25 protein-coding genes are annotated in these 21,762 nt (G+C 65.4%); 15 read left to right on the top strand and 10 right to left on the bottom strand.

Going from position 1 to position 21,762, the window contains the following annotated elements; translation table 11 throughout:
- Nucleotides 1–7 precede the first annotated feature (7 nt).
- On the bottom strand, nt 8–553 hold the full coding sequence (locus CH278_RS21090) for a type 1 glutamine amidotransferase domain-containing protein (protein WP_179274501.1): 546 nt from the start codon (nt 551–553) through the stop codon (nt 8–10).
- 72 nt (nt 554–625) lie between these two features.
- On the opposite strand from CH278_RS21090, the gene CH278_RS27680 reads away from it, so the two are divergent.
- A complete protein-coding gene (locus tag CH278_RS27680; RefSeq protein WP_167326064.1) occupies nt 626–799 on the top strand; it encodes a hypothetical protein in 174 nt (57 codons plus the stop codon).
- Here CH278_RS27680 and CH278_RS21085 read toward each other — a convergent pair.
- Nucleotides 796–1,473, bottom strand: coding sequence for a TetR/AcrR family transcriptional regulator (locus CH278_RS21085; protein WP_228139367.1), 678 nt, complete (start codon nt 1,471–1,473; stop codon nt 796–798). The two genes, CH278_RS27680 and CH278_RS21085, sit on opposite strands and share 4 nt — an antisense overlap.
- Nucleotides 1,474–1,613: 140 nt before the next feature.
- Between CH278_RS21085 and CH278_RS21080 the strand changes: the two genes are divergently transcribed.
- The 5 genes from CH278_RS21080 (at nt 1,614) to CH278_RS21060 (ending at nt 5,682) form a co-directional block, all read left to right on the top strand.
- Complete coding sequence (locus tag CH278_RS21080; RefSeq protein ID WP_027498395.1) at nt 1,614–2,888, top strand: DUF445 domain-containing protein; 1,275 nt, start codon at nt 1,614–1,616, stop codon at nt 2,886–2,888.
- 73 nt (nt 2,889–2,961) lie between these two features.
- Nucleotides 2,962–3,429 (top strand): helix-turn-helix domain-containing protein, encoded by a 468-nt coding sequence (locus CH278_RS21075; protein ID WP_027498394.1) that lies wholly within the window; start codon nt 2,962–2,964, stop codon nt 3,427–3,429.
- A complete protein-coding gene (locus tag CH278_RS21070; RefSeq protein ID WP_032390624.1) occupies nt 3,422–4,216 on the top strand; it encodes a heparin-binding hemagglutinin in 795 nt (264 codons plus the stop codon). The genes CH278_RS21075 and CH278_RS21070 overlap by 8 nt, the downstream gene beginning before the upstream one ends.
- Before the next feature lie 67 nt (nt 4,217–4,283).
- Nucleotides 4,284–4,577, top strand: coding sequence for a DUF2516 family protein (locus CH278_RS21065; RefSeq protein ID WP_032365181.1), 294 nt, complete (start codon nt 4,284–4,286; stop codon nt 4,575–4,577).
- Between the two features lie 79 nt (nt 4,578–4,656).
- A complete protein-coding gene (locus tag CH278_RS21060; protein ID WP_094622756.1) occupies nt 4,657–5,682 on the top strand; it encodes an alpha/beta fold hydrolase in 1,026 nt (341 codons plus the stop codon).
- Between the two features lie 10 nt (nt 5,683–5,692).
- Here the strand turns inward: CH278_RS21060 and purU are convergent, their stop codons facing one another.
- Entirely contained in the window at nt 5,693–6,577 is an 885-nt protein-coding gene (purU, locus tag CH278_RS21055; RefSeq protein ID WP_032365183.1) for a formyltetrahydrofolate deformylase, read from the bottom strand.
- 13 nt (nt 6,578–6,590) lie between these two features.
- Nucleotides 6,591–7,433, bottom strand: coding sequence for a class I SAM-dependent methyltransferase (locus CH278_RS21050; RefSeq protein WP_032373736.1), 843 nt, complete (start codon nt 7,431–7,433; stop codon nt 6,591–6,593).
- 58 nt (nt 7,434–7,491) lie between these two features.
- On the opposite strand from CH278_RS21050, the gene deoC reads away from it, so the two are divergent.
- Nucleotides 7,492–8,142 (top strand): deoxyribose-phosphate aldolase, encoded by a 651-nt coding sequence (gene deoC, locus CH278_RS21045; protein WP_027498388.1) that lies wholly within the window; start codon nt 7,492–7,494, stop codon nt 8,140–8,142.
- A gap of 61 nt (nt 8,143–8,203) precedes the next feature.
- On the opposite strand, the gene CH278_RS21040 is transcribed toward deoC, so the two are convergent.
- Complete coding sequence (locus tag CH278_RS21040) at nt 8,204–8,950, bottom strand: LmeA family phospholipid-binding protein (RefSeq protein ID WP_027498387.1); 747 nt, start codon at nt 8,948–8,950, stop codon at nt 8,204–8,206.
- Nucleotides 8,951–9,060: 110 nt separating this feature from the next.
- Here CH278_RS21040 and CH278_RS21035 point away from each other — a divergent pair, with 110 nt between their 5' ends.
- Nucleotides 9,061–9,648 (top strand): type IV toxin-antitoxin system AbiEi family antitoxin domain-containing protein, encoded by a 588-nt coding sequence (locus tag CH278_RS21035; protein ID WP_094622755.1) that lies wholly within the window; start codon nt 9,061–9,063, stop codon nt 9,646–9,648.
- 3 nt (nt 9,649–9,651) lie between these two features.
- Here CH278_RS21035 and CH278_RS21030 read toward each other — a convergent pair whose 3' ends face one another.
- The 4 genes from CH278_RS21030 to CH278_RS21015 all read right to left on the bottom strand — a co-directional run bounded on the left by CH278_RS21030 (nt 9,652) and on the right by CH278_RS21015 (nt 12,453).
- Nucleotides 9,652–10,593, bottom strand: coding sequence for a GNAT family N-acetyltransferase (locus tag CH278_RS21030; protein ID WP_179274502.1), 942 nt, complete (start codon nt 10,591–10,593; stop codon nt 9,652–9,654).
- A 26-nt stretch (nt 10,594–10,619) separates the two neighbouring features.
- Nucleotides 10,620–11,315 (bottom strand): methylase, encoded by a 696-nt coding sequence (locus tag CH278_RS21025; RefSeq protein WP_032386176.1) that lies wholly within the window; start codon nt 11,313–11,315, stop codon nt 10,620–10,622.
- A gap of 79 nt (nt 11,316–11,394) precedes the next feature.
- Entirely contained in the window at nt 11,395–11,898 is a 504-nt protein-coding gene (locus tag CH278_RS21020; protein ID WP_032365187.1) for a DUF2505 domain-containing protein, read from the bottom strand.
- A gap of 45 nt (nt 11,899–11,943) precedes the next feature.
- Nucleotides 11,944–12,453: a DUF2505 domain-containing protein gene (locus CH278_RS21015; protein WP_032365188.1), complete on the bottom strand. Its 510-nt coding sequence runs from the start codon at nt 12,451–12,453 to the stop codon at nt 11,944–11,946.
- Between the two features lie 58 nt (nt 12,454–12,511).
- Between CH278_RS21015 and CH278_RS21010 the strand changes: the two genes are divergently transcribed.
- The 3 genes from CH278_RS21010 (at nt 12,512) to CH278_RS21000 (ending at nt 16,501) form a co-directional block, all read left to right on the top strand.
- The gene (locus CH278_RS21010) at nt 12,512–13,528 is read left to right on the top strand and encodes a UDP-N-acetylmuramate dehydrogenase (RefSeq protein ID WP_032365189.1); all 1,017 of its coding nucleotides are present in this window, start codon (nt 12,512–12,514) and stop codon (nt 13,526–13,528) included.
- A gap of 61 nt (nt 13,529–13,589) precedes the next feature.
- The gene (locus tag CH278_RS21005) at nt 13,590–15,140 is read left to right on the top strand and encodes an MBL fold metallo-hydrolase (protein WP_032399557.1); all 1,551 of its coding nucleotides are present in this window, start codon (nt 13,590–13,592) and stop codon (nt 15,138–15,140) included.
- Between the two features lie 86 nt (nt 15,141–15,226).
- On the top strand, nt 15,227–16,501 hold the full coding sequence (locus tag CH278_RS21000) for a L,D-transpeptidase (protein WP_373557342.1): 1,275 nt from the start codon (nt 15,227–15,229) through the stop codon (nt 16,499–16,501).
- A gap of 57 nt (nt 16,502–16,558) precedes the next feature.
- Here the strand turns inward: CH278_RS21000 and CH278_RS20995 are convergent, their stop codons facing one another.
- The gene (locus CH278_RS20995; RefSeq protein WP_094622752.1) at nt 16,559–17,314 is read right to left on the bottom strand and encodes an SDR family NAD(P)-dependent oxidoreductase; all 756 of its coding nucleotides are present in this window, start codon (nt 17,312–17,314) and stop codon (nt 16,559–16,561) included.
- 333 nt (nt 17,315–17,647) lie between these two features.
- Here CH278_RS20995 and CH278_RS20990 point away from each other — a divergent pair, with 333 nt between their 5' ends.
- From CH278_RS20990 to CH278_RS20975, 4 genes are all read left to right on the top strand, one after another.
- Nucleotides 17,648–18,973, top strand: coding sequence for an ROK family transcriptional regulator (locus CH278_RS20990; protein ID WP_094622751.1), 1,326 nt, complete (start codon nt 17,648–17,650; stop codon nt 18,971–18,973).
- Between the two features lie 11 nt (nt 18,974–18,984).
- Entirely contained in the window at nt 18,985–19,833 is an 849-nt protein-coding gene (locus tag CH278_RS20985; protein WP_094622750.1) for an alpha/beta fold hydrolase, read from the top strand.
- Nucleotides 19,834–19,900: 67 nt separating this feature from the next.
- A complete protein-coding gene (gene mshA / locus CH278_RS20980) occupies nt 19,901–21,229 on the top strand; it encodes a D-inositol-3-phosphate glycosyltransferase (RefSeq protein ID WP_032365422.1) in 1,329 nt (442 codons plus the stop codon).
- Nucleotides 21,226–21,732, top strand: coding sequence for a YbjN domain-containing protein (locus tag CH278_RS20975; protein ID WP_032365194.1), 507 nt, complete (start codon nt 21,226–21,228; stop codon nt 21,730–21,732). Before mshA ends, CH278_RS20975 begins: the two co-directional genes overlap by 4 nt.
- Nucleotides 21,733–21,762: the final 30 nt, after the last annotated feature.

Raw genomic sequence — 21,762 nt, 5'->3', positions numbered from 1 at the left:
TAACCTATCAAGCGCGGAAGTGCTCCACGATCTTCGCGCAGAAGGCCGGCAGGTCGTCGGGGTTGCGGCTCGACACCAGGTTGCTGTCCACGACCACTTCCTCGTCGACGACAGTCGCACCGGCGTTACGAAGGTCGGTCCGAATGCTCGGGTAGGACGTCAGCGTGCGGCCTTTCAGTACGTCTGCTTCGGCCAACGTCCACGCGCCGTGGCAGATGACTCCGACCCGTTTGCGCGCCTGAACGAACGCACGCACGAACTCCACGGCGTCCGCATCCACGCGCAATTGATCGGGATTCGTGGTGCCGCCGGGCAGGATCAACGCGTCGAAGTCGTCGACCGATACCTCACCCGCGATCTTGTCGACACTGAACGTGTCGCCTGCGTTCACGTCGCTGTTCATGGCTTGGATGTCGCCGTGATCGAGCGAAACCAATGTGACTGTGCCACCGGCATTTTCGACGGCTTCACGGGGCTGCACCAATTCGACCTGCTCGACACCGTCGGTGGCGAGAACGGCAATGCGGCGTCCGGACAATGTTTCGTTGTTCATGCTCGTTCGGATTACCGGCGCGATCGAGTTTCAAACGAGAACCGTGTGCGCGGCAGTGGTACGAATGGACACATGAGCGAATCACCGATCGAATCTCCGACCGAGGATCGCGTCGAGCAGAATCTGCCGATCGCTGACGAACCGGACGAGCCGGATGCGGGCGATCTCCCCGTCGAGGCCGACGCCACGGACGTCATCGAACAACGCACCGAAGTTCCGCTCGACGACGAATACGACGAGCGCTAGGACTTACCCGGCTCGTCGTCCACCAGAGGATGCGGCTGCGACTTGAACTTGGCCGGTGAGCCGTCGGCCATGGCCACGCCGTGGATGCCGCCCCACATCATCATGCAGAGGTAGTCGATCAGGTCGTCGGCGGACATGGACTTGTTCGAGATCCACCAGTGCGTGGCCAACTGGACTGCGCCGACGATGGCGAACGCCCACGGCACCGAGCCGCCCGAATCCATCTCGCGTTGGCGCAGTCGCTCACCCAGCACGGTGGAGAGGAGTTCGGCGATCATGCGCTCGGACTCGGCCACCACGTCCCGGTTGTTGCCGGCGTTGTTGGCCATCACGTAGAGGTACACCTCGGGATCGGTGGCCACCGTCTCGACGTAGGCGGTCACCACCACCCGGGTCAGCTCGTACTCGTCGAGCTCGTGGGAGATCGCGGAGTAGATGCGCGGCGCGAGGGTGGTTTCGACGTACCGGGACATCGTCGCGCTGGTCAGATCGTTCTTGTCGGTGAAATACCGATAGAGCACCGTCTTCGAGATACCGATCTCCGACGCGATCTCGTCCATCCCGATTTCGCGACCACGCAGCCGGATCGCGGCCAACGTACCGTCGACGAGCTCCTCGCGTCGGGCAATCTTGTGCTCTCGCCATCGACGCTTGCGGCCGTCCGGCTTCTCGATCTTGGGCTTGTCCGCGTCCGCCTCGGGGGCGTCCTCCGAGGCTGCCGCCGCACTATTTTTCACCACGTCACCCACCTTATGCGTCGGGTACGACACAGGAGGGGGCCGTGCCCGGTTGATCGGTTGCGATTCTGGGCACAATGTCGGGTGTGCAGCTCATGAACTTCGACGACGAGACAAAGCGTCGCGACCTCCGCAAGATGAAAACCGTCGCGACGGGATTCCTCGTCTTCGCCTCGATCGTCTATCTCTTCTGCCGCTGGCAGGAATCCACCGGGGCCGGGGCATGGGTGGGGTACGTCCGAGCGGCGTCGGAGGCGGGCATGGTGGGCGCGCTGGCGGACTGGTTCGCAGTGACGGCCCTGTTCAAGCATCCGCTGGGCATTCCGATTCCGCACACGGCCCTGATCAAGAAGAAGAAGGACCAGCTCGGTGCCAGCCTGAGCTCGTTCGTCGGTAGCAACTTCCTCGCGCCCGAGGTCGTCTCGGAGAAGGTCGCGTCGGCCCAGGTGCCGTTGCGACTCGGCACCTGGCTCGCCCAACCCGACAATGCGGAACGGGTGGCGGCCGAGGCGGCAACGGTGCTGCACGGCGTGGTCGACGTGCTCAACGACGAGGACATCACCGCCGTCATCGACAGCACCATCGTGCGCCGACTGGCCGATCCGCAATGGGGGCCGCCGATCGGCCGCATCCTCGACGAGCTGCTTCGCGAGAATCGTCAGCTGCCGCTGATCGACATGCTGGCCGAGCGCGCTCATCAGTGGGCACTGGGCAGCCAGGAAATGATCGATCGTGTCGTCGCCCGGGACTCGCCCAACTGGTCGCCGAAGTTCGTCGACACACTGCTGGGGGAGAAGGTCTACAAGGAACTCGTCGAGTTCACGTGGAAGATCCGCTCCAATCCCGAACACGAGGTGCGCCTGGCGGCGAACAAGTTCCTCGTCGACTACGCCAACGATCTGCAGAACGATCCGGCCACCATCGAGAAGGCCGAGAAGCTCAAGGCACAGATCATGGGCCGCGAGGAGATCACCGGGCTCGCCGCGTCGACGTGGAAGGTGGCCAAGCGTCTGATCACCGAGTCGGTGGACGATCCGACGAGTACTTTGCGCAACAAGATCAAGGAGAACACGGCCAACTTCGGCATTCGACTGCGCGACGACGACGAATTGCGCGGAAAGGCCGACGGATGGCTGCTCGGTGGGGCCCGTTACATCGCTGCCAACTACGCAGACGAGATCACGACGATCATCGGCGACACCGTCGCGCGCTGGGACGCCGAGGAAGCAAGCAGGAAGATCGAACTGCAGGTCGGACGAGACCTGCAGTTCATCCGGATCAACGGCACCGTCGTCGGTTCCATCGCAGGCCTGGCGATCTACACCGTCTCCGATCTGATCTTCGGACACTAGTGCTAGCAGAGTGCTTGCAATAGTTAGCACCCTTCGGTACCGTCCAGTAGGACACCGAAACCAGGAGGCCGAGATGGCCGAGAACGAGGGGGATCTGGTCGCCAAAGCGACCGAGGCGACGCAGGTGGTCGCCGAGGCCGGAGACCTTGTCGCCGCAGTCGTCACGACTGCAGCCCAGGACATCGGAAGCTACATCCGGTCCCAGCGAGAAGCCGCACAGGTATCCATGCGGCAGCTAGCGAGCAGGGCCGGAGTGAGCAACCCGTATCTGAGCCAGATCGAACGCGGACTACGCAATCCGTCCGCAGAAGTGCTTGCGCAGATAGCCAAGGGTCTGCGCGTCTCCTCCGAGGTGCTGTACGTCCGGGCCGGGATCTTGGAAGCGCGTCCCCACGGTCCGGTGCGCGAAGCTCTGCTCGGCGATGAGCACATCACCGAACGGCAGAAGCAAGTGCTGATCGAGATCTACGACTCGTTCTGTCGTGAGAACGAGTCGACGCAAGAGCCCGAAACCGACGAACAGGAGACACCAGATGTCTGATTCCAAGAACTTCGAGAACGTCAAGACTCCGATTTACGCAGCTGTCGGTGCCGGCGACGCAGTCGTCCAGGCCGTCGCAGACGTCGTGGCACAGGTGCGCTCGCGCGCCGAGAGCCGGACCAGCGAGGTCAACGCTCGCATCGCAGACCTCTCCGACGAGGTCACCGAGGGCGTCGAGTCGCTCCGCGAGCGCCTGACGAACCTGCCCGCAGAGCTGCCCGACGAGATCGCCGAGCTCCGCGAGCGCTTCACCCCGGACGAGCTTCGCAAGGTAGCCGAGGCGTACCTCAAGGTCGCGTCCGACCTGTACACCTCGCTCGCCGAGCGCGGCGAAGAGACCGTCGAGCGCATCCGCCGCACCCCGGCAGTCGAAGAAGGCCTCGAGCGGGCCAACTCCGCCGCCAACGACGTCGTCGACCTCACCGAGCACGCTCTCGGAACTGTCGCATCGCAGACCCGCGCGGTCGGCGAGCGCGCCGCAGCTCTGGCCGGCATCGCGTCGGACAAGGTTCGTGAAGGTGCCGACGAGATCTCCGAGGCCGCCGACGAGCTCGCCGAGAACATCGACGAAGCCGGCGACGAAGCCAAGGACAAGGCCGTCGAGGCGTCCGACAAGGTGAGCGGCGTGGCGGGCAAGGTCGAATCCAAGACCCGCGGCACCGCCGACGCACCGATCAAGAAGGCTGCTCCGGCACCGGCCAAGAAGACGGCACCAGCACCGGCCGCCAAGAAGACCGCACCGGCACCGGCTGCCAAGAAGGCTCCGGCCAAGAAGACCACCAGCTAAAGCACTCGTAAAGAAAACGACCCCTGCACCGCACGGTGCAGGGGTCGTTTCTCGTACACTGTCGCCTGTGAGCATCGCAGGCAGTTTCAGCTTCTATATCCTGACCTTCCTCCAGCTACTCGGAGTGGCAGGAGCGGCCTACGCGATTTTCCACGCACTACGTCAGCGCTCGGACGCTTTTCCGGCCGTGGACAAGCTGACCAAGAATGCCTGGCTCGCAATCCTGTTCGTCGGTCTGCTGCTGATCCTTGTCTCGGGCGTCATCGGCTTCCTGGGCATCATCGGTGTCGTCGCAGTCTGCGTGTACCTGGTGGACGTGCGTCCCAAGCTCGACGGCATTCAGCGCGGACCGCGCTGGTAGAGGGGCTTCGGCGCCCGTTCGGCGCTGGGCGTAACCTCTACCGCACCCGCTCGGGGGTCACAGGTAGAGGGGAATATCAGTGGTTTCACGCAAGGCAATCGAACGTTCGCTGCTCGGAGTCGGAGGCATCGCCGCTGCCGCGAGCATCGGGGCCTTCGTCGTTCGGCGACGTCGACTGCATTCGTTCACCAAGACCACGGACGTGCAGCCGGACGAGTTGCTGCAGCATCCCACGGCCGAGCCGACCGTCACCGAAGTCGTCACCGACGACGGCGCACACCTGCACGTGCGCAGCTACGGTGACCCCGATGCCGAACCCGTCCTGTTCAGTCACGGTTGGACCTGCTCGGCCGATTATTGGTTTCCGCAGATCAATGCGCTCGCAGGTCGCTACCGCGTCATCGTCTACGACCAGCGCGGACACGGGCGCAGCGACGTCGGAACGCGTCCGCTGAGCCCTGACGTACTGGCCGACGACCTGTCGGCCGTTCTCTCGGCCACCGTCACCGAGGACAACAAGACCGTCCTGGTGGGGCACAGCATGGGCGGCATGTCGATCATGGCGTGGGCCGGAAATTACCCCGATCAGGTCGACCGCCTGGTCAGCGCCGTGCTGCTCGCCAGCACGGCGACGGATTCCCTCGTCCGAGAGACCACCGTCATCCCGTTGCCGCAGCGCTTCCCCCGGGTGCCCGCCCCCGTGGGACGCGCTGTGCTGAGTTCCGCGCTACCGCTACGGCCGTCCCCTGTGACCCGCCAAGCCATCAAGTACATTTCGATGGCCCCCGGTGCCACGCCCGCCGAGGTAGCGTTCTGCGAGAAGATCGTGCTCGAGTGCGCGCCGCGTACCCGGGGTATCTGGGGCGCTGCGCTGAGCGACCTCGACATCCGCGAGGCGCTCGAGAACATGTCCGTGCCCACCAGCGTGCTCGTCGGATCTGCGGATCGACTGACCCCGCCCGTGCATGCGCGCAAGCTCGCCCGAGCACTCGACGACCACGACCACCTGAGCCGACTGATCGTGATCCCCGGAATCGGCCACATGAGCTCGGTGGAAGCGATCGACGACTTCAACGCCGAAGTGGTTCGTCTGCGGAACCTGTGACCCGAACGGTCTAGCTGAACACCACGGTCTTGCGTCCGTGCACCAGGACGCGATCCTCGAGGTGCCAGCGCAGGCCGCGGGAGAGCACCAGCTTCTCGATGTCGCGCCCCTGACGCACCATGTCGGTCACCTCGTCGGAGTGGTCGACGCGGATGACGTCCTGCTCGATGATCGGACCTGCGTCGAGCTCGGCCGTCACGTAATGGCACGTCGCGCCGATGAGCTTGACGCCACGGGCGAACGCCTGGTGGTACGGCCGAGCACCGACGAACGACGGCAGGAAGCTGTGGTGGATGTTGATGGCGCGACCGGCCCAGTGCTCGCACAGCGACTCGGGCAACACCTGCATGAAACGCGCCAACACGACCGCGTGCGGGTCGTAGGAGTCGACGAGCGACCGAACTTCCTCGAAGGCCGGTCCGCGCTCGGACGGGTCCTTCGCGAACTCGACGTGATGGAAGGGTGTTCCGTGCGCCGCAGCGACGGGCTCGAGCGACCTGTGGTTGCCGATCACCGCCGAGATCTGAGCGGGTAGCTCCCCGCCGGCCGCGCGGCCCAGGAGATCGTGCAAGCAATGCGCTTCCTTGCTCACCAGCAGTACGACTCGCTTGGGTGCGCCCGAATCATGCAGTGCCCATTCGGTTTCCGGGCCGAGCTCGGCAGCCACCTCGGCGAAGCGGGCACGCAGATCCTCGACACTCATGCTCACCGACGAGGCCCGCACGGCCTGACGCGTGAAGAACCAACCGGTATCGGGATCGGCGTGATAGGCGGCCTCGACGATCCAGCCGCCGACCTCGGCGAGAAACGTGGAGATACGGGCGACGATGCCCGTCTTGTCTGGGCAACCGAGGGACAGAACGTAGCGGCGATCCTCGGACACGGAAGAACTCATGAGGGCAATTCTCTCAGGGCGCTCGCAACCCGGTTGCCACCAGTGTCCCGAGATCGATCGAATCGATGCCGCGCTCGGTCAGCGACGCGAACAAGTCCGCTCGAATCCGCCCGACGGCTGCCTCGTCGAACGGGGTGAGGGCACCGCGCAGAGCACTGCCCAACACGAAGCTCCACACGAACGACTCCGTGGCGGGTACATGATTGCTCAGCTCGGCCACCCGGACGTCCGTCGTACCCGCCGCCGCAAGCCACTCACCGAGCAGATCGGCCGTCTCCATCCGCCGGATCGGGTGCTTGTCGTACCCCTCCTGCGCGAGGCGGCCCACCTGCTCGGTGGACGGTGAATGTGCTGCGATCACCTCGAAGTACGCACGGGAGAACGCCTCGATTGCGCCCTGACGCCACACCGTCACCCCGACGCCGCCACCAGGCCGGACCAGCGACACCAGACGCGAGAAGTCCCGCTCGGGATTCGGCAGGAAGAAGATGCCGTACGAACACGTCAGGGCGTCGTATCCGGCGTCGGGAACGGTCGACGGCGGTTCCCAGGCCGTGGCGTCGGCGACGACGAAGTCGATGTTGCGCAGGGCGCGCTCGGTGGCGTTCACCCGGCCCACCTCCAGCAGGTCGTCGGCGAGGTCGACGGCATGGACCAGGCCGTCCGGGCCGACGGCTGCCGCGGCGGGGAGCGCGGACGCCCCCGTGCCGGAACACACGTCCAGTACGGCGTCGCCGGATCGCAGCCCGAGAGCGAACGTCAGCGACTGCCCGGCCGGGCCCCAGACCAGCGGCGTCACCGCGTCGAACTCCCTGCTGGTGGCGTTGAACGTGTCGGCGAGCGAGGCTGCGTCCATAGCCGAGAATGGTAGACCGACAGGGCCGCGACATGCGGTGCTGTGAAAAGCTGGGTTCATGACACTCACCCGCGCCGCCCTCGCCGGAATGGTCGATCACACCCTGCTCAAGCCGGAGGCCACGGCCGCCGATGTGGAGGCCCTCATCGAGGAAGGCCGCGAGCTGGGAGTGCTCGCCGTGTGCGTCTCCCCGTCGATGCTGCCGATTCGCGCCGAGGGAATGCTCACCGCTGTGGTGGCCGGATTCCCGTCGGGTAAGCATCATTCGTTGATCAAGGGATCCGAGGCGCGACTGGCGGTGCAGCAGGGGGCCGACGAGGTCGACATGGTGATCGACGTCGGCGCGGCCATTGCCGGGGACTACAACGCCGTGCTGGCCGACATCGTGACCGTCCGCGAAGGCATCGGCGACGCCGTACTCAAGGTGATCATCGAATCGGCAGCGCTGTCCGACGAGGCGATCGTCGAAGTGTGCCGCGCCGCGGAGAAGGCCGGAGCTCACTTCGTCAAGACATCCACCGGATTCCATCCCGCTGGCGGCGCGAGCGTCGAGGCGGTGCGGCTGATGGCCGAGACCGTCGGCGGACGTTTGGGCGTCAAAGCCAGCGGCGGCATCCGCACCACGGACGCTGCCCTGGCCATGATCGACGCCGGTGCCACGCGGTTGGGGCTATCGGGTACCCGCGCGGTACTCGACGGTTTGAACTAGAGCGACTGCGTCGCACGTGCACGGAAACTCGTAGTGGGCTACGAGTTTCCGCTCACGTGGGTTACGCGACCAGGGAGCAACCCTCAGGCGTCTGCTGATTCTGGTTCTGCTGGGTGGCCGGGATGGTGTACTGGCCACCTTCGAGGGCGAGCTCGATGCCGGAGTCGGTGACGGTCAGCGACGTCGGAGCCATGTCCAGCGGGTACGCCTGCAGGCTGTCGGTGAGCACGCCGACGACGGAATCGACCAGATCGGTGGGGATTCCCAGGCCCAGAATCGATGCGTCGACGGTTTGGACGTCGACCTTGCCGCCCGTGACCTGAGGCTTGACGGTCAGCTTCGCAAGCGCGCCGACGGCGAACTCCAGGGTGCCCGCCGACGCGTCGGACGTGACCCCGGAGACGATGGCACCGATGCCCTGGCTCTGCAGGGTGCGGGTGATGCCGTCGGTCGACCACGAGATGTCGGCACTCGAGCTACCGATGGTGCCGCCGGAGTCGGCGCTCTGGGTCAGATTCAGATCGTTCGCCTCGGCGTGCACGACCATGCCCTCGGCAGGGCCGAATCGAGCATCGTCGCTGTCGACGGTCACCGACGAAACCTTCTTGTCGACCAAGGACAGCAAGACCGGCTTGAAGCCGAGACCCACCTCCACCTGGCTGCCCAGCTCGGACTCGAGCTGGCCGGCGAGGCAGGATTTGATCTGCTGCCGAACGAACAGTTCTCCGCCGATGACGGCGACGAGGAGGACGACAACAACGGAGACTGCGATCAGCGGTACTGTGCTGCGCCTGGCTGAGGATGTCATTCCCGGCAGTCTTCCCGAAGTTTCTGAGCAAGCTCTGTGAAACTCGCCGAGTCCGGGGATTCGATTCGAAAGTTTGTGATGTGTAACACATTCTGACGTACTCTTGCTGCATGAGCACGATAGGACCGAGTGTGCAGGAGCTGCACTCGCTCGCTACCCGGCAGGACGGCTACTTCACCGCCGAACAGGCCGGTGAACTCGGCTTCGACTCTGCGATGGTGCGCGTCAACCTGGCCACGTCCACGTGGACTCGCGTCGAGCGCAACCTGTTTCGGCTCGGGCAGTGGCCGCACAGCGAACTCGAAGTGTTCGCCATGTGGTGCGCGTGGTTCGGCGGCGAGGCAGTGATCTCACACCAGAGCGCCGCCGAATTGCACGGTTTCGGACACCTGCACCCGCAGTTCGTACATCTCTGCGCGTTCGGAGACCTACGACTCACCGACACTCGCCTGGCAGTGCACCGACTTCGGCTCGAGCCGCGTGACGTCGAATCGGCCGGCACGTTCAACATCACCACTCCCATACGCACGGTCCTCGACCTCGCCGCAGGCGGCATCTCGCAGATCACCCTCGACGAGGTGGTGGGCGACGCCGTGGCCATCGGTCGCGTCGACCCGCAGGCGCTGTACTCCGAGGCCGGCAGCAGCACCGATCGAGTGGCCGAACGCGTCGAACTGGCACTGTCCGCCTGTACGTGATCGCTAGCCCGCGTGCACGATACGGGTGCGGGTGACGACGAAGCCTGCGCGCTCGAAGGCTGCTCGCATCGGTGCGTTTGCTGCATCGGTGGTTCCGACTATGCGGTGCTGCCCGTCGTCGTGGTGTATCCGGACCATCTCGGACAGTAGATCGTCGACATAGCCCTGACCACGATGCTCGGGGAGCACCCCGAGATAGCTAATGGCCGCGTCGTAGGCATTTCTGGTCGGGACGACGAAGCCCACCGTCGTGCCGTCGAGTCGGCCGGCGATCTGCCAGGACTCCCGCCGCCCCGGTAGCGAACCATAGAAGACGAGATCGTCCGCGGCGAGTGCGGCGACGCCGTGCTCGGCGACCATCTCTCGAGTATGGGAGTCGAGGCTTCCGGCTGCGACGGCTTCGAACACCTCGAGGAATTCTGCATCGGTGCCCGCCGAGAAGTGCAGTCGGGTCGACGTCTCGGGCTGCGGGGCGTCAGCCGTCCGGGCGAACGAGACGCGTTCGGTCGTGCGGGTGAATCCGCCTCCGTACGCAGCCGATGCGCGCCACGCCAACGCCCGCGGCAGGGAATCGTCCATCGAGTTCCCTACCGGCACATCGACATTGAACTCCAATGCGATGCTGTGATCGAACGCTGCACGGGCGGCACCGACCAGGGCAGCGCCGACGTCGTCCGGTCTCTCCTCGTCCGGGGCGACCGACAAGCAGTCGAGGGTGACCGGGCTCGTTGCGTCGGAACGGCCCCACCACACCGCGCGCCCGACCGGACGGCCGGCGCGTTCGGCGAGCCATGTCCACTCGAACCGGTAATTGCCCGACGCCATGTCCTCGTGGAGGCGAGTCGAATCGACCCACTCGACTGGCTCCACAGTGCGCCACTGCTCGAGTATTTCGAGGTCGTCGCGCACACACGGCCTCACCGTGAGAGCGTCAGGTGTGTTCATGCGCATTTCCTTCGCAGCAGGATCGGTCACGTCGGGGCGACCGTCGACCAGGGCACTGTGAGCACGTTGTCTCGCATGCGGCGGCGGGGGAGTGCGACCGGGAGTCCTTGCTCTGCAAGCACTTTCAATGCCGCCCGCCAACGCAACCGGGGGCCGAACGGGGCCAGTGGTGCCGAGACCGACCACGCGCGGTCGGCGCGGCGCAGCACATCGTGGATCAGCTCGCCCTCGATGTTGCGGTGTATCAACACTTTCGGAAGCCGCTCCGCGATGTCCGACGGCATCTCGACATCGAACGGGTCCCAGGCCAGAGTCAGAGATCGTGGCCCATCGGCGTCGAGCAGCACCCACGCGCAGCGTCGACCGAGTTCGTCGCAGGTGCCGTCGACCAACAGGCCGCCGGGTGCCAGGCCCGACAGAATGCGGTGCCAGGCACCGGGAACCGCGTCCTCGGGATATTGCCGCAGCACGTTGAAGGCCCGCACCAGATTCGGTCGCAGTCCGGCCAACTCGAAGCCGCCACGGGCGAATTCGACGCCGCCGCTTCCTTCGACCACCCGCGCGGGATCGATTTCCAGACCGGTGACTCGGAGATCGGGCCTGACGGTGCGAAGTCGGCCCGCGAGTTCGAGAGTCGTGTTCGGCATCGCCCCGTACCCGAGGTCGACGACGAGGGGATCCGGTGATTCGCGCAGGACGCGTCGGACATCGGGATCGTGCATCAACCACCGGTCGCTGCGACGCAACCGATTGATGCCGGTGGTGCCGCGGGTGATGACGCCTTCAGGCCCTTTCAGTGGGCTAGGCGTTCTTCTCGAGCCAGGTGGCGGTCACTTCGCCCTCGCCGCGCCACAGGTCGATGAGGTTGACGAGCATCAGTTGCTCGAGTTTGCCGCCGATGAACGGCAGGAACACCTTGGCCTCGGAGGACGTGCGCAGCGTCGAGCCACCGTTGGTGGGGAACAGTGACGTGGTGCCCTTCAGTGAGCCGGGTCCGGCCGGAATCGACGCGTCGTAGTGCCCCGCAGTGGTTTCCCCGTACGCGTCGAAATGCACGTTGCGGGTGATGACCATGTCTTTCTTCATCACCGTCTGTGCGATGTCGGGCAGTTCGGTACGGGGGATGACGTGGTGCATCACGATGTCGATTCCGGCGTCGGACACCTCGAAGCTCTTCAGCTCGTTCTCCGAATACTTACGCATCTCCTCGATGCGCGCGTCCCAGTGCTCGCGACTGGACAGCGCTGCATAGACCTGCTGCGTCGAGTGGGTGAACCGGGCGGAGTAGTTCATTCGGCGAGCCATAGTGCGTCAGGTTACCCAGGAGTGGAGCCTGCGGAACGACCAGGCTCAGCTGCTTGCTTGCGCCGCGATCCAGTTACCGGTGAAGTCCTGCTCGTTGTCGATGAGGGCGAGTACCTGCTCGCTGATCATCGCTTCGATCTTCCCGCCGAAGATGGGGACCTTGACCTCGGTGGTGCCGGCCAGAGCGACGGTGGTCGTCTCGCCCTTGCCGTCGAGGGTGGTGGTGCCGGTGATGCGCGCGGGTGCTCCTTCGACGGTGGCTCCGAAGGTGCCCGCGGCGTGGGTGCCGTCGAACTGTCCCCAGCTCTCGGTGCGTTCGATGATGAGGTCGCCCTTCTTGAAGGCGGTGACCGCGGACGGCAGCTCTTCTTCGGGGACCGACTGGGTCATGACGACGTCGATGGTGCCGTCGCCGACGGTGACGCTCTTCAAGCTGGCACCGGGGCCGCCGATCTGCTCGATGCGGTCCTTCCAGTACTGCTCGGACGTCAGCGCTGCGTGGACCTTGTCGGCGGAGGCGGGCACAGTCGAGCTGTGCTCAATAGGGCGAGGCATCCCCGCAGGTTACCGGGTGACTGAGGACGTTCGTGCGCGACCGGTAGCGTGAGAGTCCGTGCCTACAGCAATTTCCGAACTCACCACCATCCGGGTGGGCGGCCCAGCCCGTGAATTCACCGTCGCGACGAACGCTGACGAGTTGGTCTCCCTGGTGCGTGACGCGGACCGTGCAGGGACGGATGTGCTGGTCATCGGCGGCGGATCCAACCTGGTCGTCGGCGACGACGGGTTCGACGGCCGGGTGGTTCGGGTGACCGGCTCGCGGTTGGAGATCGACGGCGAGCGGGTGACCGTGGACGCCGGTGTCGAGTGGGATGCCGTCGTACAGGCGACGATCGATGCGGGTCTGTCCGGGATGGAAGCGCTGTCGGGGATTCCTGGAACGACGGGCGCGACGCCCATTCAGAACGTCGGCGCGTACGGCGCGTCGACGTCGGAATTGCTGCACAGCCTCACCGTCTACGACCGGCAGACGCAGGAGACCTCGGTGTGGACGCCCGAGCAGTGCGGATTCGGAACGCATCGGTCGTCGGTGTTCAAGCGATCGTCGCGTTACGTGATTCTGGACGTGACGTTCGCGCTGAAGAAGACCACCGAATCGCTGCCGGTGCGCTATGCCGCGTTGTCGGAGCGGCTCGATGTGCAGATCGGCGACGTCGTTCCGGTGCCGGACGTCCGCGCAGCAGTGCTCGCGCTGCGCGGTGAGCGTGGGATGGTGCTCGACGCGGCCGATCACGACACGTGGAGCGTGGGGTCGTTCTTCCTCAACCCGGTGTTGCCGGAGGTGCCGGAGCAGGCAACCCACGCGCTGAGCTTCCCCGATCCGGCCGGCACGAAGATTCCGGCTGCCTGGCTCATTCAGAACTCGGGATTCCCGCGGGGCTACGGCACCGAGTTCGGCCGCGGTACCGCGGCCTTGTCGACCAAACATGTACTCGCGATCACCAACCGGGGCGGGGCCACCGCGTCGGACATCATGGCTCTTGCCGCGCACGTCCGAGACGGTGTGCGAGAGAAGTTCGGGGTCACGCTGACCCCCGAGTGTGACCTCGTCAACTGCGCTCTGGGTTAGGGACGCTCGAAACGGCGCATACGATGGAGATTCGAGAGTTCGGCTCGTAGGAGGTAAGTCAGTGCAGGTCACCAGCGTGGGGCACGCGGGATTCCATATTCGGACCGAGGCGGGGAGCATCCTGTGCGATCCGTGGGTGAACCCGTCCTTCTACGCGTCGTGGTTCCCTTTCCCCGACAACTCGGGCCTGGACTGGGACGAGTTGGGTGATTGCGATTACCTCTACGTCTCGCACCTGCACAAGGACCACTTCGATCCGAAGAACCTGGCCGAACACGTCAACAAGGACGCGACGGTCTTGTTGCCGGACTACCCGGTGCTCGATCTCAAGCACGAGCTGGAGAAGCTCGGCTTCCACAAGTTCTACGAGACCACCGACTCGGTCAAGCACACGCTGACCGGGCCCAAGGGCGATCTCGACATCATGATTATCGCGCTCCGCGCGCCTGCCGACGGCCCGATCGGCGACTCTGGCCTGGTGGTGTCCGACGGGAAGACCGTCGCGTTCAACATGAACGACGCGCGGCCGGTGGACCTGGACATGATGACCGAGCAGTTCGGTCCCGTCGACGTCCACATGCTGCAGTATTCGGGCGCGATCTGGTACCCGATGGTCTACGACATGGTCTCGCGGGCGAAGCGAAACTTCGGTATCCAGAAGCGTCAGCGACAGATGGATCGTGCGCGTCAGTACATCGAGCAGGTCGGCTCCACGTGGGTCATTCCGTCCGCGGGCCCGCCGTGTTTCCTCGATGACGAACTGCGCTCGCTCAACGACGTCTACGGCGACCCGGCCAACGTGTTCCCGGACCAGATGGTGTTTCTCGAGCAGATGCGACTGCACGGGCACGACAAGGGTCTGCTGATGATTCCGGGCACGACGGCCACATTCGAGGGTTCGGATCTGAAGTCCCACGAGCATCCCATCCCCACGGCCGACGCCGAAGCCATCTTCACCACCGGCAAAGCCGACTACATCGAGGCCTACGCCCAGCGTCAGGCGTCGGTCATCGCAGCCGAGAAGGCCGGCTGGGCACCGGCCGAGGGTGAGCCGCTGCTCGAGCCGCTGCGCGGACTGTTCGAGCCGATCATGGCTCAGACGGATCTGATCTGTGATGGCATCGGCTACCCCGTCGGGATCACGATGGGTGACGAGACGGTTGTGCTGGACTTCCCGAAAAGGATTGTCCGAGAGCCTATCTCGAACGAGAAGTTCCGATACAGCTTCACGATCCCGCCGGAACTGGTGCGCACGGCAGTGCGTGATCAGGAGCCGGACTGGGTCAACTCGATCTTCCTGTCCACCCGGTTCCGGGCCCGACGCGTCGGCGGGTACAACGAATTCCTCTACACGTTCTTCAAGTGCCTCACCGACGAACGCATCGCCTACGCCGACGGGTGGTTCTCCGAGGCGCACGACGACACGGCCACCATCACGATGGGCGGCTACGAAATTCAACGTCGCTGCCCGCACCTGAAGGCGGACCTGACGAAGTTCGGCATCGTCGAGGGAAACAAGCTCACCTGCAACCTGCACGGCTGGGACTGGAACCTGGACTCGGGCCGCTGCCTGACGTCGAAGGGACACGAGCTGCGCTCGCAGAAGCTCTGACTCGTCGTCGACGGTTCGCTGTGAGACTGCCCCCAAAAACAGTGGGAAATGTGGGGTAGTTCGCAGACGCAGGTACGTTGGACAACGTGCATGAGCAGGTAGAACAGACAAAACGGACGCGCATGGTGTGGTTGGTCACCGTGCTCGTCGCACTGGTTGCGTTAGTAGCCGGCTGCACCGTCGGATCGGGCGACAAAAGCCCCGGCGCTTCGGCACCGACAACCGAGGCAGCGCCCGTCGCGCAGATCACGCAGAACCCGGCCGAAGGTGCCACCGACGTCAGCCCGGTGGCACCGATCTCGGTGTCGGTGACGAACGGAACGCTCACCCAGGTCGAATTGACGAACCCGGACGGCAAGGTCGTGCAGGGGGCACTGGCACCCGACAACGCGTCCTACGCCGTCACCGAGCCACTCGGGTACGGGGTGAAATACACGTGGTCCGGTTCCGCCGTCGGCGCGGACAACAAGACCGTGCCGATCGAGGGCAGCTTCACCACCGTCGAACCGGACAGCCGTACCTCGGTGAGCACCAACATCGGCGACGGCCAGGAAGTCGGCATTGCAGCGCCGATCATCCTGCAGTTCGACTCGGCGATCGAGGACAAGGCAGCCGTCGAGAAGGCGCTGACCGTCACCACCAACCCGCCGACGCCCGGTGCCTGGGCGTGGTTCCCCGACGACAACGGCTCGCGCATCCACTGGCGTCCCACCAACTACTGGACGCCCGGCACGACGGTCTCGGTGAACGCCAAGCTCTACGGCGTGAACTACGGCGACGGTGCCTACGGGGCCGACGACGTCACCCTCAACTTCAGCATCGGACGCAGTCAGGTCGTCGTCGCCGACGCCACCAGCCACCGCATGCAGGTGGTCCGCGACGGCGCGACGATCATGGACATTCCCGTCAGCTACGGCGAGGGCAACGAGGATCGCAACGTCACCCGCAGCGGCATCCACGTCGTCACCGAGAAGCACGAGGACTTCCTGATGTCGAACCCGCCGTTCTACGAGAACGTGCGCGAACGCTGGGCGGTGCGCATCTCCAACAACGGCGAGTTCATTCACGCCAACCCGCTGACCACCGGCGTGCAGGGCGCATCGAACGTCACGAACGGATGTATCAACCTCTCGACCGAGGACGCGCAGCAGTACTTCGGCACGGCGATGTACGGCGATCCGGTGGAGGTCACCGGCACCCGCATCGACCTCTCCGCAGCGGACGGTGACCTGTACGACTGGGCCATCGACTGGCCGACGTGGGAGTCGATGTCGGCGCTCCCTGCCGGCGGAGCAGCCGCAACGACGACGCCTGCGACAACGGCACCCGCGACGACAACGGCACCTGCGCCCGCTGGGTAAAGCGCTGCGCATGTGAGTGGAACCTCGTAGCCCACTACGAAGTTCCACTCACATGGGTTACTTACGGGAGAAGCGCCCCGGACCGGCCTGATCGCGTGGCTTGATGATGATCTGGTCCAGATTGACGTGCGACGGGCGGGAGGCGACGAAGCCGATCACCTCGGCGATGTCGTTTGCGACCAACGGCGTGATGCCCTGGTAAACCGCGTCGGCCTTTGCCGCGTCACCGTCGAAGCGGACGAGTGAGAACTCGGTTTCCACGGCACCCGGTGCGACCTCGGTCAACCGCACCGGCTTGCCGAGCAGCTCTCCGCGCAGCGTCCGATGCAGTACGGCCTGAGCATGTTTGGCGGAGGTGTATCCCGAGCCGTTGTCGTAGGCCTCGAATGCCGCGACGGAGGTGATGGTGACGATAAGGCCGTCTCCGGAATCGATCAGCTTGGGCAGCAACGCTTTCGTGACGCGCAGTGTGCCGAGAACGTTGGTCTCCCACATCCAGCGCCAGTCGTCGAGGTCGGCATCGATCACCGGGGCCAATCCCTTTGCGCCACCGGCATTGTTGATCAGGACGTCGACGCGGGGGATGACGGCGGTGAAGGCGGCCACCGAATCCTCGTCCGTCACATCGAGTTCCAGGGCGGTGCCGCCGATCTCCGAGGCCAGTTCTTCGAGGCGGTCGAGCCTGCGTGCGCCGATGACGACGTGGAATCCGTCGGCGGCGAGTTGGCGCGCAGTGGCCGCGCCGATGCCGGAACTCGCTCCGGTGACGACGGCGATGCGGGTATCGGGTGCGATGTGTTCGGGCGAGGTCATGGAGAAATTCTAGTTCGGGAGAAACAGCGCATCCGGACGGGCCCGATTGGACAATCGGGCTTCGAGTGCTAATTTTGGGTTCATGTCCGCCAGCGAGACCACTGCGATGCGGGTCACCTATGTGACCGCGTCCCTCGGGTCTCGCCTCCCGCTTCCTCGGGAATTGTGTTGTCTCGGCCAAGGAACCTGTCTCTAGCCTTCTCGCGCTATGGGCAGTCGATTCGCGTGACGTGGACCTCTCCGGTCCGCCTCACCCCTTGACCTGCATCACTTCGCTCTTTCGTCGACGTCGCACACGAGACGAGAGTTTTCCACTGCTGAGGAACACGACGGATGTCCGTATCCACGCTGCACCACCACTCTCGCCCCACCGCGCTGCGCTCGCCGGCGCGGTCCACCTCCCACACCCCGCTGCGATCGCGGGTCCAGCTCGTCGCGCCCGATCTTCGGATTGCCGACAGTCCCGCGGCGTCGGTACTGCGAGTCGCATGCGTCGAGGGCCCGATCTCGCGTGACAGTGCCGCACGCACAACGGGTTTGAGCATTGCCACGGTCAATCGTCAGGTCTCTGCTCTGCTCGGCGTCGGATTGCTGCGCGAGCGCGCGGACCTCACGGCCGCCGGTGCGATCGGACGCCCCCGCGTGCCGTTCGAGGTCAATCACGAGCCGTTCTCGACCATCGGGATCCATATCGGTGCCGTCGTCACCGGGATCATCGTCAGCGACCCGCGCGGAAAGATCCTGGGGGCTGTGGAGATTCCCACGCCCAGCGGGTCCGCCGATGCGGCGCTCGCCTCGATCACCCGCAGCGCCGGGGCCTTCGCCGGCAGATGGCATCGGCGCACCCCACTGTGGGTGGGGGTTGCCCTCGGCGGCCGTGTCGACACGACGACCGGCACCGTTGATCATCCGCGTCTGGGCTGGGAGAACGCCCAGGTGGCGGGCGTCATCGGCGGTGGGTTGGGGCTACCGATCTCTGTTTCCGGCCACGTCGAAGCGATGGCGGCGTCGGAACTTCTGCTCGCGCCCCGCGTATCGGACGCCGCTGCTCCGCCGAGCAGCACCGGCACCTCGCTCTACTTCTATGCACGCGAAAGCGCAGGCATGGCGCTGACGATCGACGGCCGCGTGCACACTCCGTCCAGCGGACCCGGGTCGATCGCTCACCTGCCCACCGGCTCGTCGGTGCTGTGCAGCTGCGGCAACCGGGGCTGCCTCGAAGCGGCCGTCAGCGATCGCGCGATCGTGACCGCGGCGATCGACCGCAAAATTTTCGCGAGCGTAGCCCGCGGAGCGACCCATACGACTGCCCCGCAACCCCGGCCGACTATCTCCGCCGTGTACCGAGCCGCGACCGACGGCTCGGAGGCGGCCCGGGACTTGCTCGTCGAACGGGCCGTCACGTTGGGTCGGACGGTCGCCCTGTTACGCGACATGTTCAATCCGGATCGAGTGGTACTCGGTGGCCAGGCGTTCACGGCGTACCCCGCCGGGATTCCGCACGTGGGGGAGGCCTTCGCCGCCAATTCGACGTTGCCGCGCAGGGACATTCGGGTCACCGGATTCGGCGACAGGGTGCAGGAGTTCGCCGCAACGGTGGTCTCGCTCAGTTCCCTGTACTCGGATCCACTGGCCTCGATGCGCCGAGCAGCCGCGTAAGTTGACCCCACATGAGCACCCCTGCAGCAGGACCGGTTCGGCAGGCCACCGGCATAGACGGAACGAACATCGTCTACCGCGTCACCGGTGACCCGGCGGCGAGACCGCTGGTTCTGCTGCACGGGTGGGCGCAGAGTTCGGCGTGTTGGGGCGACGGGCTGCTGGCCGATCTGTCGTCGCGCTACCGCGTCGTTGCCGTCGACCTGCGTGGCCACGGTTACTCCGATGCCCCCGAGGCCGGATACGACGACTCGAAGATCTGGGCCGGGGACGTGGCCGCGGTGCTGGACGCCGAGAACATCACCGCAGGCGCAGTGCTGTTGGGGTGGTCGTACGGCGGGCTGGTGATCTGCGATTATCTCGCGACTCACGGCTCGGACGCGATCGCGGGCATCGTGCTCGTGGGCGCGATCACGAGCATCGGCAGAGGCGAGGCAGGCGGACGGGTGGGTACGGCCATGCGGGCGGCGATCCCCGGGGCGATGGCCGAAGAACCGCGTATCGCGATCAAGGCGCTGGGTGGTTTCGGCAACGCGTTGACGGGCCCCGTCGAGGGAAAGGGCACCGAGGCGCAAGCCCTGTTCGGGTTGACCCTGTCCACCCGACCGCGGGTTCGCGCCGCGTCGTTCGATCGCACCGTCGGCCACGACGAGCTGCTGCGCAACCTCGATATCCCGGCCTTCGTGCTGCACGGAACCGACGACACCGTCGTCGATGTCTCGGCCGGTCGGCACGCCGCGGACCTCATTCCCGGAGCCGGCGCGTCGTACTGGGACGGCGTCGACCACGGCCCGTTCGTCGCCGATCCCGAGCGCTTTCTCGGCGAGGTGAGCGAATTCGTCGACGGTCTGGACGGGTGAGCAAAAGCGCAGGCCGTGCGAAGCGGCAGACGTGGCGACGTAATGTGGAGGCGTGCACGCTGAAGAAGTGACTGGACGCCGGCTGAACAGGGTCGCTGTGTTGTCCTTGCATACCTCCCCGCTGGCGCAGCCCGGAACGGGCGATGCCGGGGGAATGAACGTCTACGTACTGCAGAGCGCCAAGCAGTTGGCCGAACGCGGCGTCGAGGTCGAGATATTCACCCGCGCGACGTCGTCGAGCGACGCGCCGGTCGTCGAGGCCGCTCCCGGGGTGCTGGTACGCAACATCGTCGCGGGGCCGTTCGAGGGTCTGGACAAACACGACCTGCCCACTCAACTGTGTGCTTTCGCGGCCGGGGTGCTCCGCGAGGAAGCTCGGCACGAGCCCGGCTACTACGACCTGGTTCATTCGCACTACTGGCTGTCGGGTCAGGTGGGGTGGTTGGCGCGTGATCGCTGGGGAGTGCCGTTGGTGCACACGGCGCACACCCTCGCCGCCGTCAAGAACGCGTCCCTGGCTCAGGGCGATGCACCCGAGCCCGCGGCCCGTCAGATCGGTGAGCAGCAGGTGGTCGCCGAGGCCGATCGATTGATCGCCAACACCACCGAGGAAGCGAAATCGCTCGTCGAGATCTACGGGGCTCGGCAGGAGTCGATCGACGTGGTTGCCCCGGGAGCCGATCTGGCGCAATACAACCCGGGAGACAAGCGGGCCGCACGTGCCGCGCTCGGACTCTCGCAGGACGAGGCCGTCGTCGCGTTCGTCGGGCGGATCCAACCTCTCAAGGCCCCCGACGTTCTGGTCGCAGCGGCTGCCGAAGTGCTGCAACGACATCCGAGCATGCCGCTGCGGATCCTGATCGTCGGCGGGCCGTCCGGCAGCGGGTTGGACCGACCCGACAGTCTGATCGATCTGGCCGATACGCTCGGGATCACCCCGCACGTGACGTTCATGCCGCCGCAGCCGTCCGCTCGCCTGGCGCAGGTGTACCGAGCCGCCGATCTCGTGGCGGTGCCGAGCTACAACGAATCGTTCGGTCTGGTGGCGATCGAAGCCCAGGCCTGCGGAACACCGGTTCTCGCAGCAGATGTCGGCGGGCTCGGTGTCGCGGTGCGATCCGGTGAAACCGGGCGACTGGTGCAGGGACACCGCATCGCGGACTGGGCCGACGCATTGGCGTCGATGCTCGTCGATCGAGCGACGTTGTCCGAGATGGCAATTGCCGCACCGCTCCATGCGCGAAACTTCTCGTGGGAACACACCGCGGACGGCCTGATCGAGAGCTACCGACAGGCCCGATTCCACTTCGATCGAGGCGAGGCACCGAGTGAATTCTCGCCGCGACGAGTCCGAGGATTGTCGAAATTGCGCAGATCGGGAGCAGTGACTGCATGAGCGAAACCGCCGAACTGATCGACCGGGTCCTGAAGGATCGCGAACTGGACTACACGCGGCGCGGCGAGGTGTTCACCGTCGAACTGCCCGGGGAACGCAAACTGAAGACGACGACGATGTTGACCGTCGGACACCACGGGGTGCGCATCGAGGCGTTCGTCTGCCGCAAGCCCGACGAGAACTTCGAGGGCGTCTACAAATACCTGCTGCGTCGCAACCGTCGGCTGTACGGAGTGCATTACACGATCGACAAGGTCGGCGACATCTACCTGGTGGGCCGAATGTCGTTGCGCGCCGTCGACGGTGACGAACTCGATCGGATCTTCGGTCAGACCCTCGAGGCGGCCGACGGCGATTTCAACGTGTTGCTCGAGCTGGGTTTCGCGGAGTCGATCAAGCGCGAATGGGCCTGGCGTGTGTCGCGCGGTGAATCGCTCGCGAATCTGAAGGCGTTCGAGCACCTGGTGGCCAGTGGCAGCAGCGACGAGCCGGAACATCCGTAACTCGCCGGAAACGGCTGGGTATTGCCCTCG

Source organism: Rhodococcus sp. 05-2254-5 (assembly GCF_002258575.1).
GTDB classification, from domain to species: domain Bacteria; phylum Actinomycetota; class Actinomycetes; order Mycobacteriales; family Mycobacteriaceae; genus Rhodococcoides; species Rhodococcoides fascians.
This window is presented reverse-complemented; position numbering and strand designations above follow the sequence as displayed.

Bases quoted from the DNA above. Each gene is read 5' to 3' on its own strand.
- purU (WP_032365183.1), bottom strand. From the start codon at position 6,577: ATGAGTTCTTCCGTGTCCGAGGATCGCCGCTACGTTCTGTCCCTCGGT.
- CH278_RS21050 (WP_032373736.1), bottom strand. From the start codon at position 7,433: ATGGACGCAGCCTCGCTCGCCGACACGTTCAACGCCACCAGCAGGGAG.
- CH278_RS21015 (WP_032365188.1), bottom strand. From the start codon at position 12,453: ATGCCTCGCCCTATTGAGCACAGCTCGACTGTGCCCGCCTCCGCCGAC.
- CH278_RS20990 (WP_094622751.1), top strand. From the start codon at position 17,648: ATGTCCGTATCCACGCTGCACCACCACTCTCGCCCCACCGCGCTGCGC.
- CH278_RS27680 (WP_167326064.1), top strand. From the start codon at position 626: ATGAGCGAATCACCGATCGAATCTCCGACCGAGGATCGCGTCGAGCAG.
- CH278_RS21075 (WP_027498394.1), top strand. From the start codon at position 2,962: ATGGCCGAGAACGAGGGGGATCTGGTCGCCAAAGCGACCGAGGCGACG.
- CH278_RS20995 (WP_094622752.1), bottom strand. From the start codon at position 17,314: ATGACCTCGCCCGAACACATCGCACCCGATACCCGCATCGCCGTCGTC.
- CH278_RS21030 (WP_179274502.1), bottom strand. From the start codon at position 10,593: ATGAACACACCTGACGCTCTCACGGTGAGGCCGTGTGTGCGCGACGAC.
- CH278_RS21070 (WP_032390624.1), top strand. From the start codon at position 3,422: ATGTCTGATTCCAAGAACTTCGAGAACGTCAAGACTCCGATTTACGCA.
- CH278_RS20975 (WP_032365194.1), top strand. From the start codon at position 21,226: ATGAGCGAAACCGCCGAACTGATCGACCGGGTCCTGAAGGATCGCGAA.
- CH278_RS21040 (WP_027498387.1), bottom strand. From the start codon at position 8,950: ATGACATCCTCAGCCAGGCGCAGCACAGTACCGCTGATCGCAGTCTCC.
- CH278_RS21080 (WP_027498395.1), top strand. From the start codon at position 1,614: ATGTCGGGTGTGCAGCTCATGAACTTCGACGACGAGACAAAGCGTCGC.
- deoC (WP_027498388.1), top strand. From the start codon at position 7,492: ATGACACTCACCCGCGCCGCCCTCGCCGGAATGGTCGATCACACCCTG.
- CH278_RS20985 (WP_094622750.1), top strand. From the start codon at position 18,985: ATGAGCACCCCTGCAGCAGGACCGGTTCGGCAGGCCACCGGCATAGAC.
- CH278_RS21020 (WP_032365187.1), bottom strand. From the start codon at position 11,898: ATGGCTCGCCGAATGAACTACTCCGCCCGGTTCACCCACTCGACGCAG.
- CH278_RS21090 (WP_179274501.1), bottom strand. From the start codon at position 553: ATGAACAACGAAACATTGTCCGGACGCCGCATTGCCGTTCTCGCCACC.
- CH278_RS21035 (WP_094622755.1), top strand. From the start codon at position 9,061: ATGAGCACGATAGGACCGAGTGTGCAGGAGCTGCACTCGCTCGCTACC.
- CH278_RS21025 (WP_032386176.1), bottom strand. From the start codon at position 11,315: ATGCACGATCCCGATGTCCGACGCGTCCTGCGCGAATCACCGGATCCC.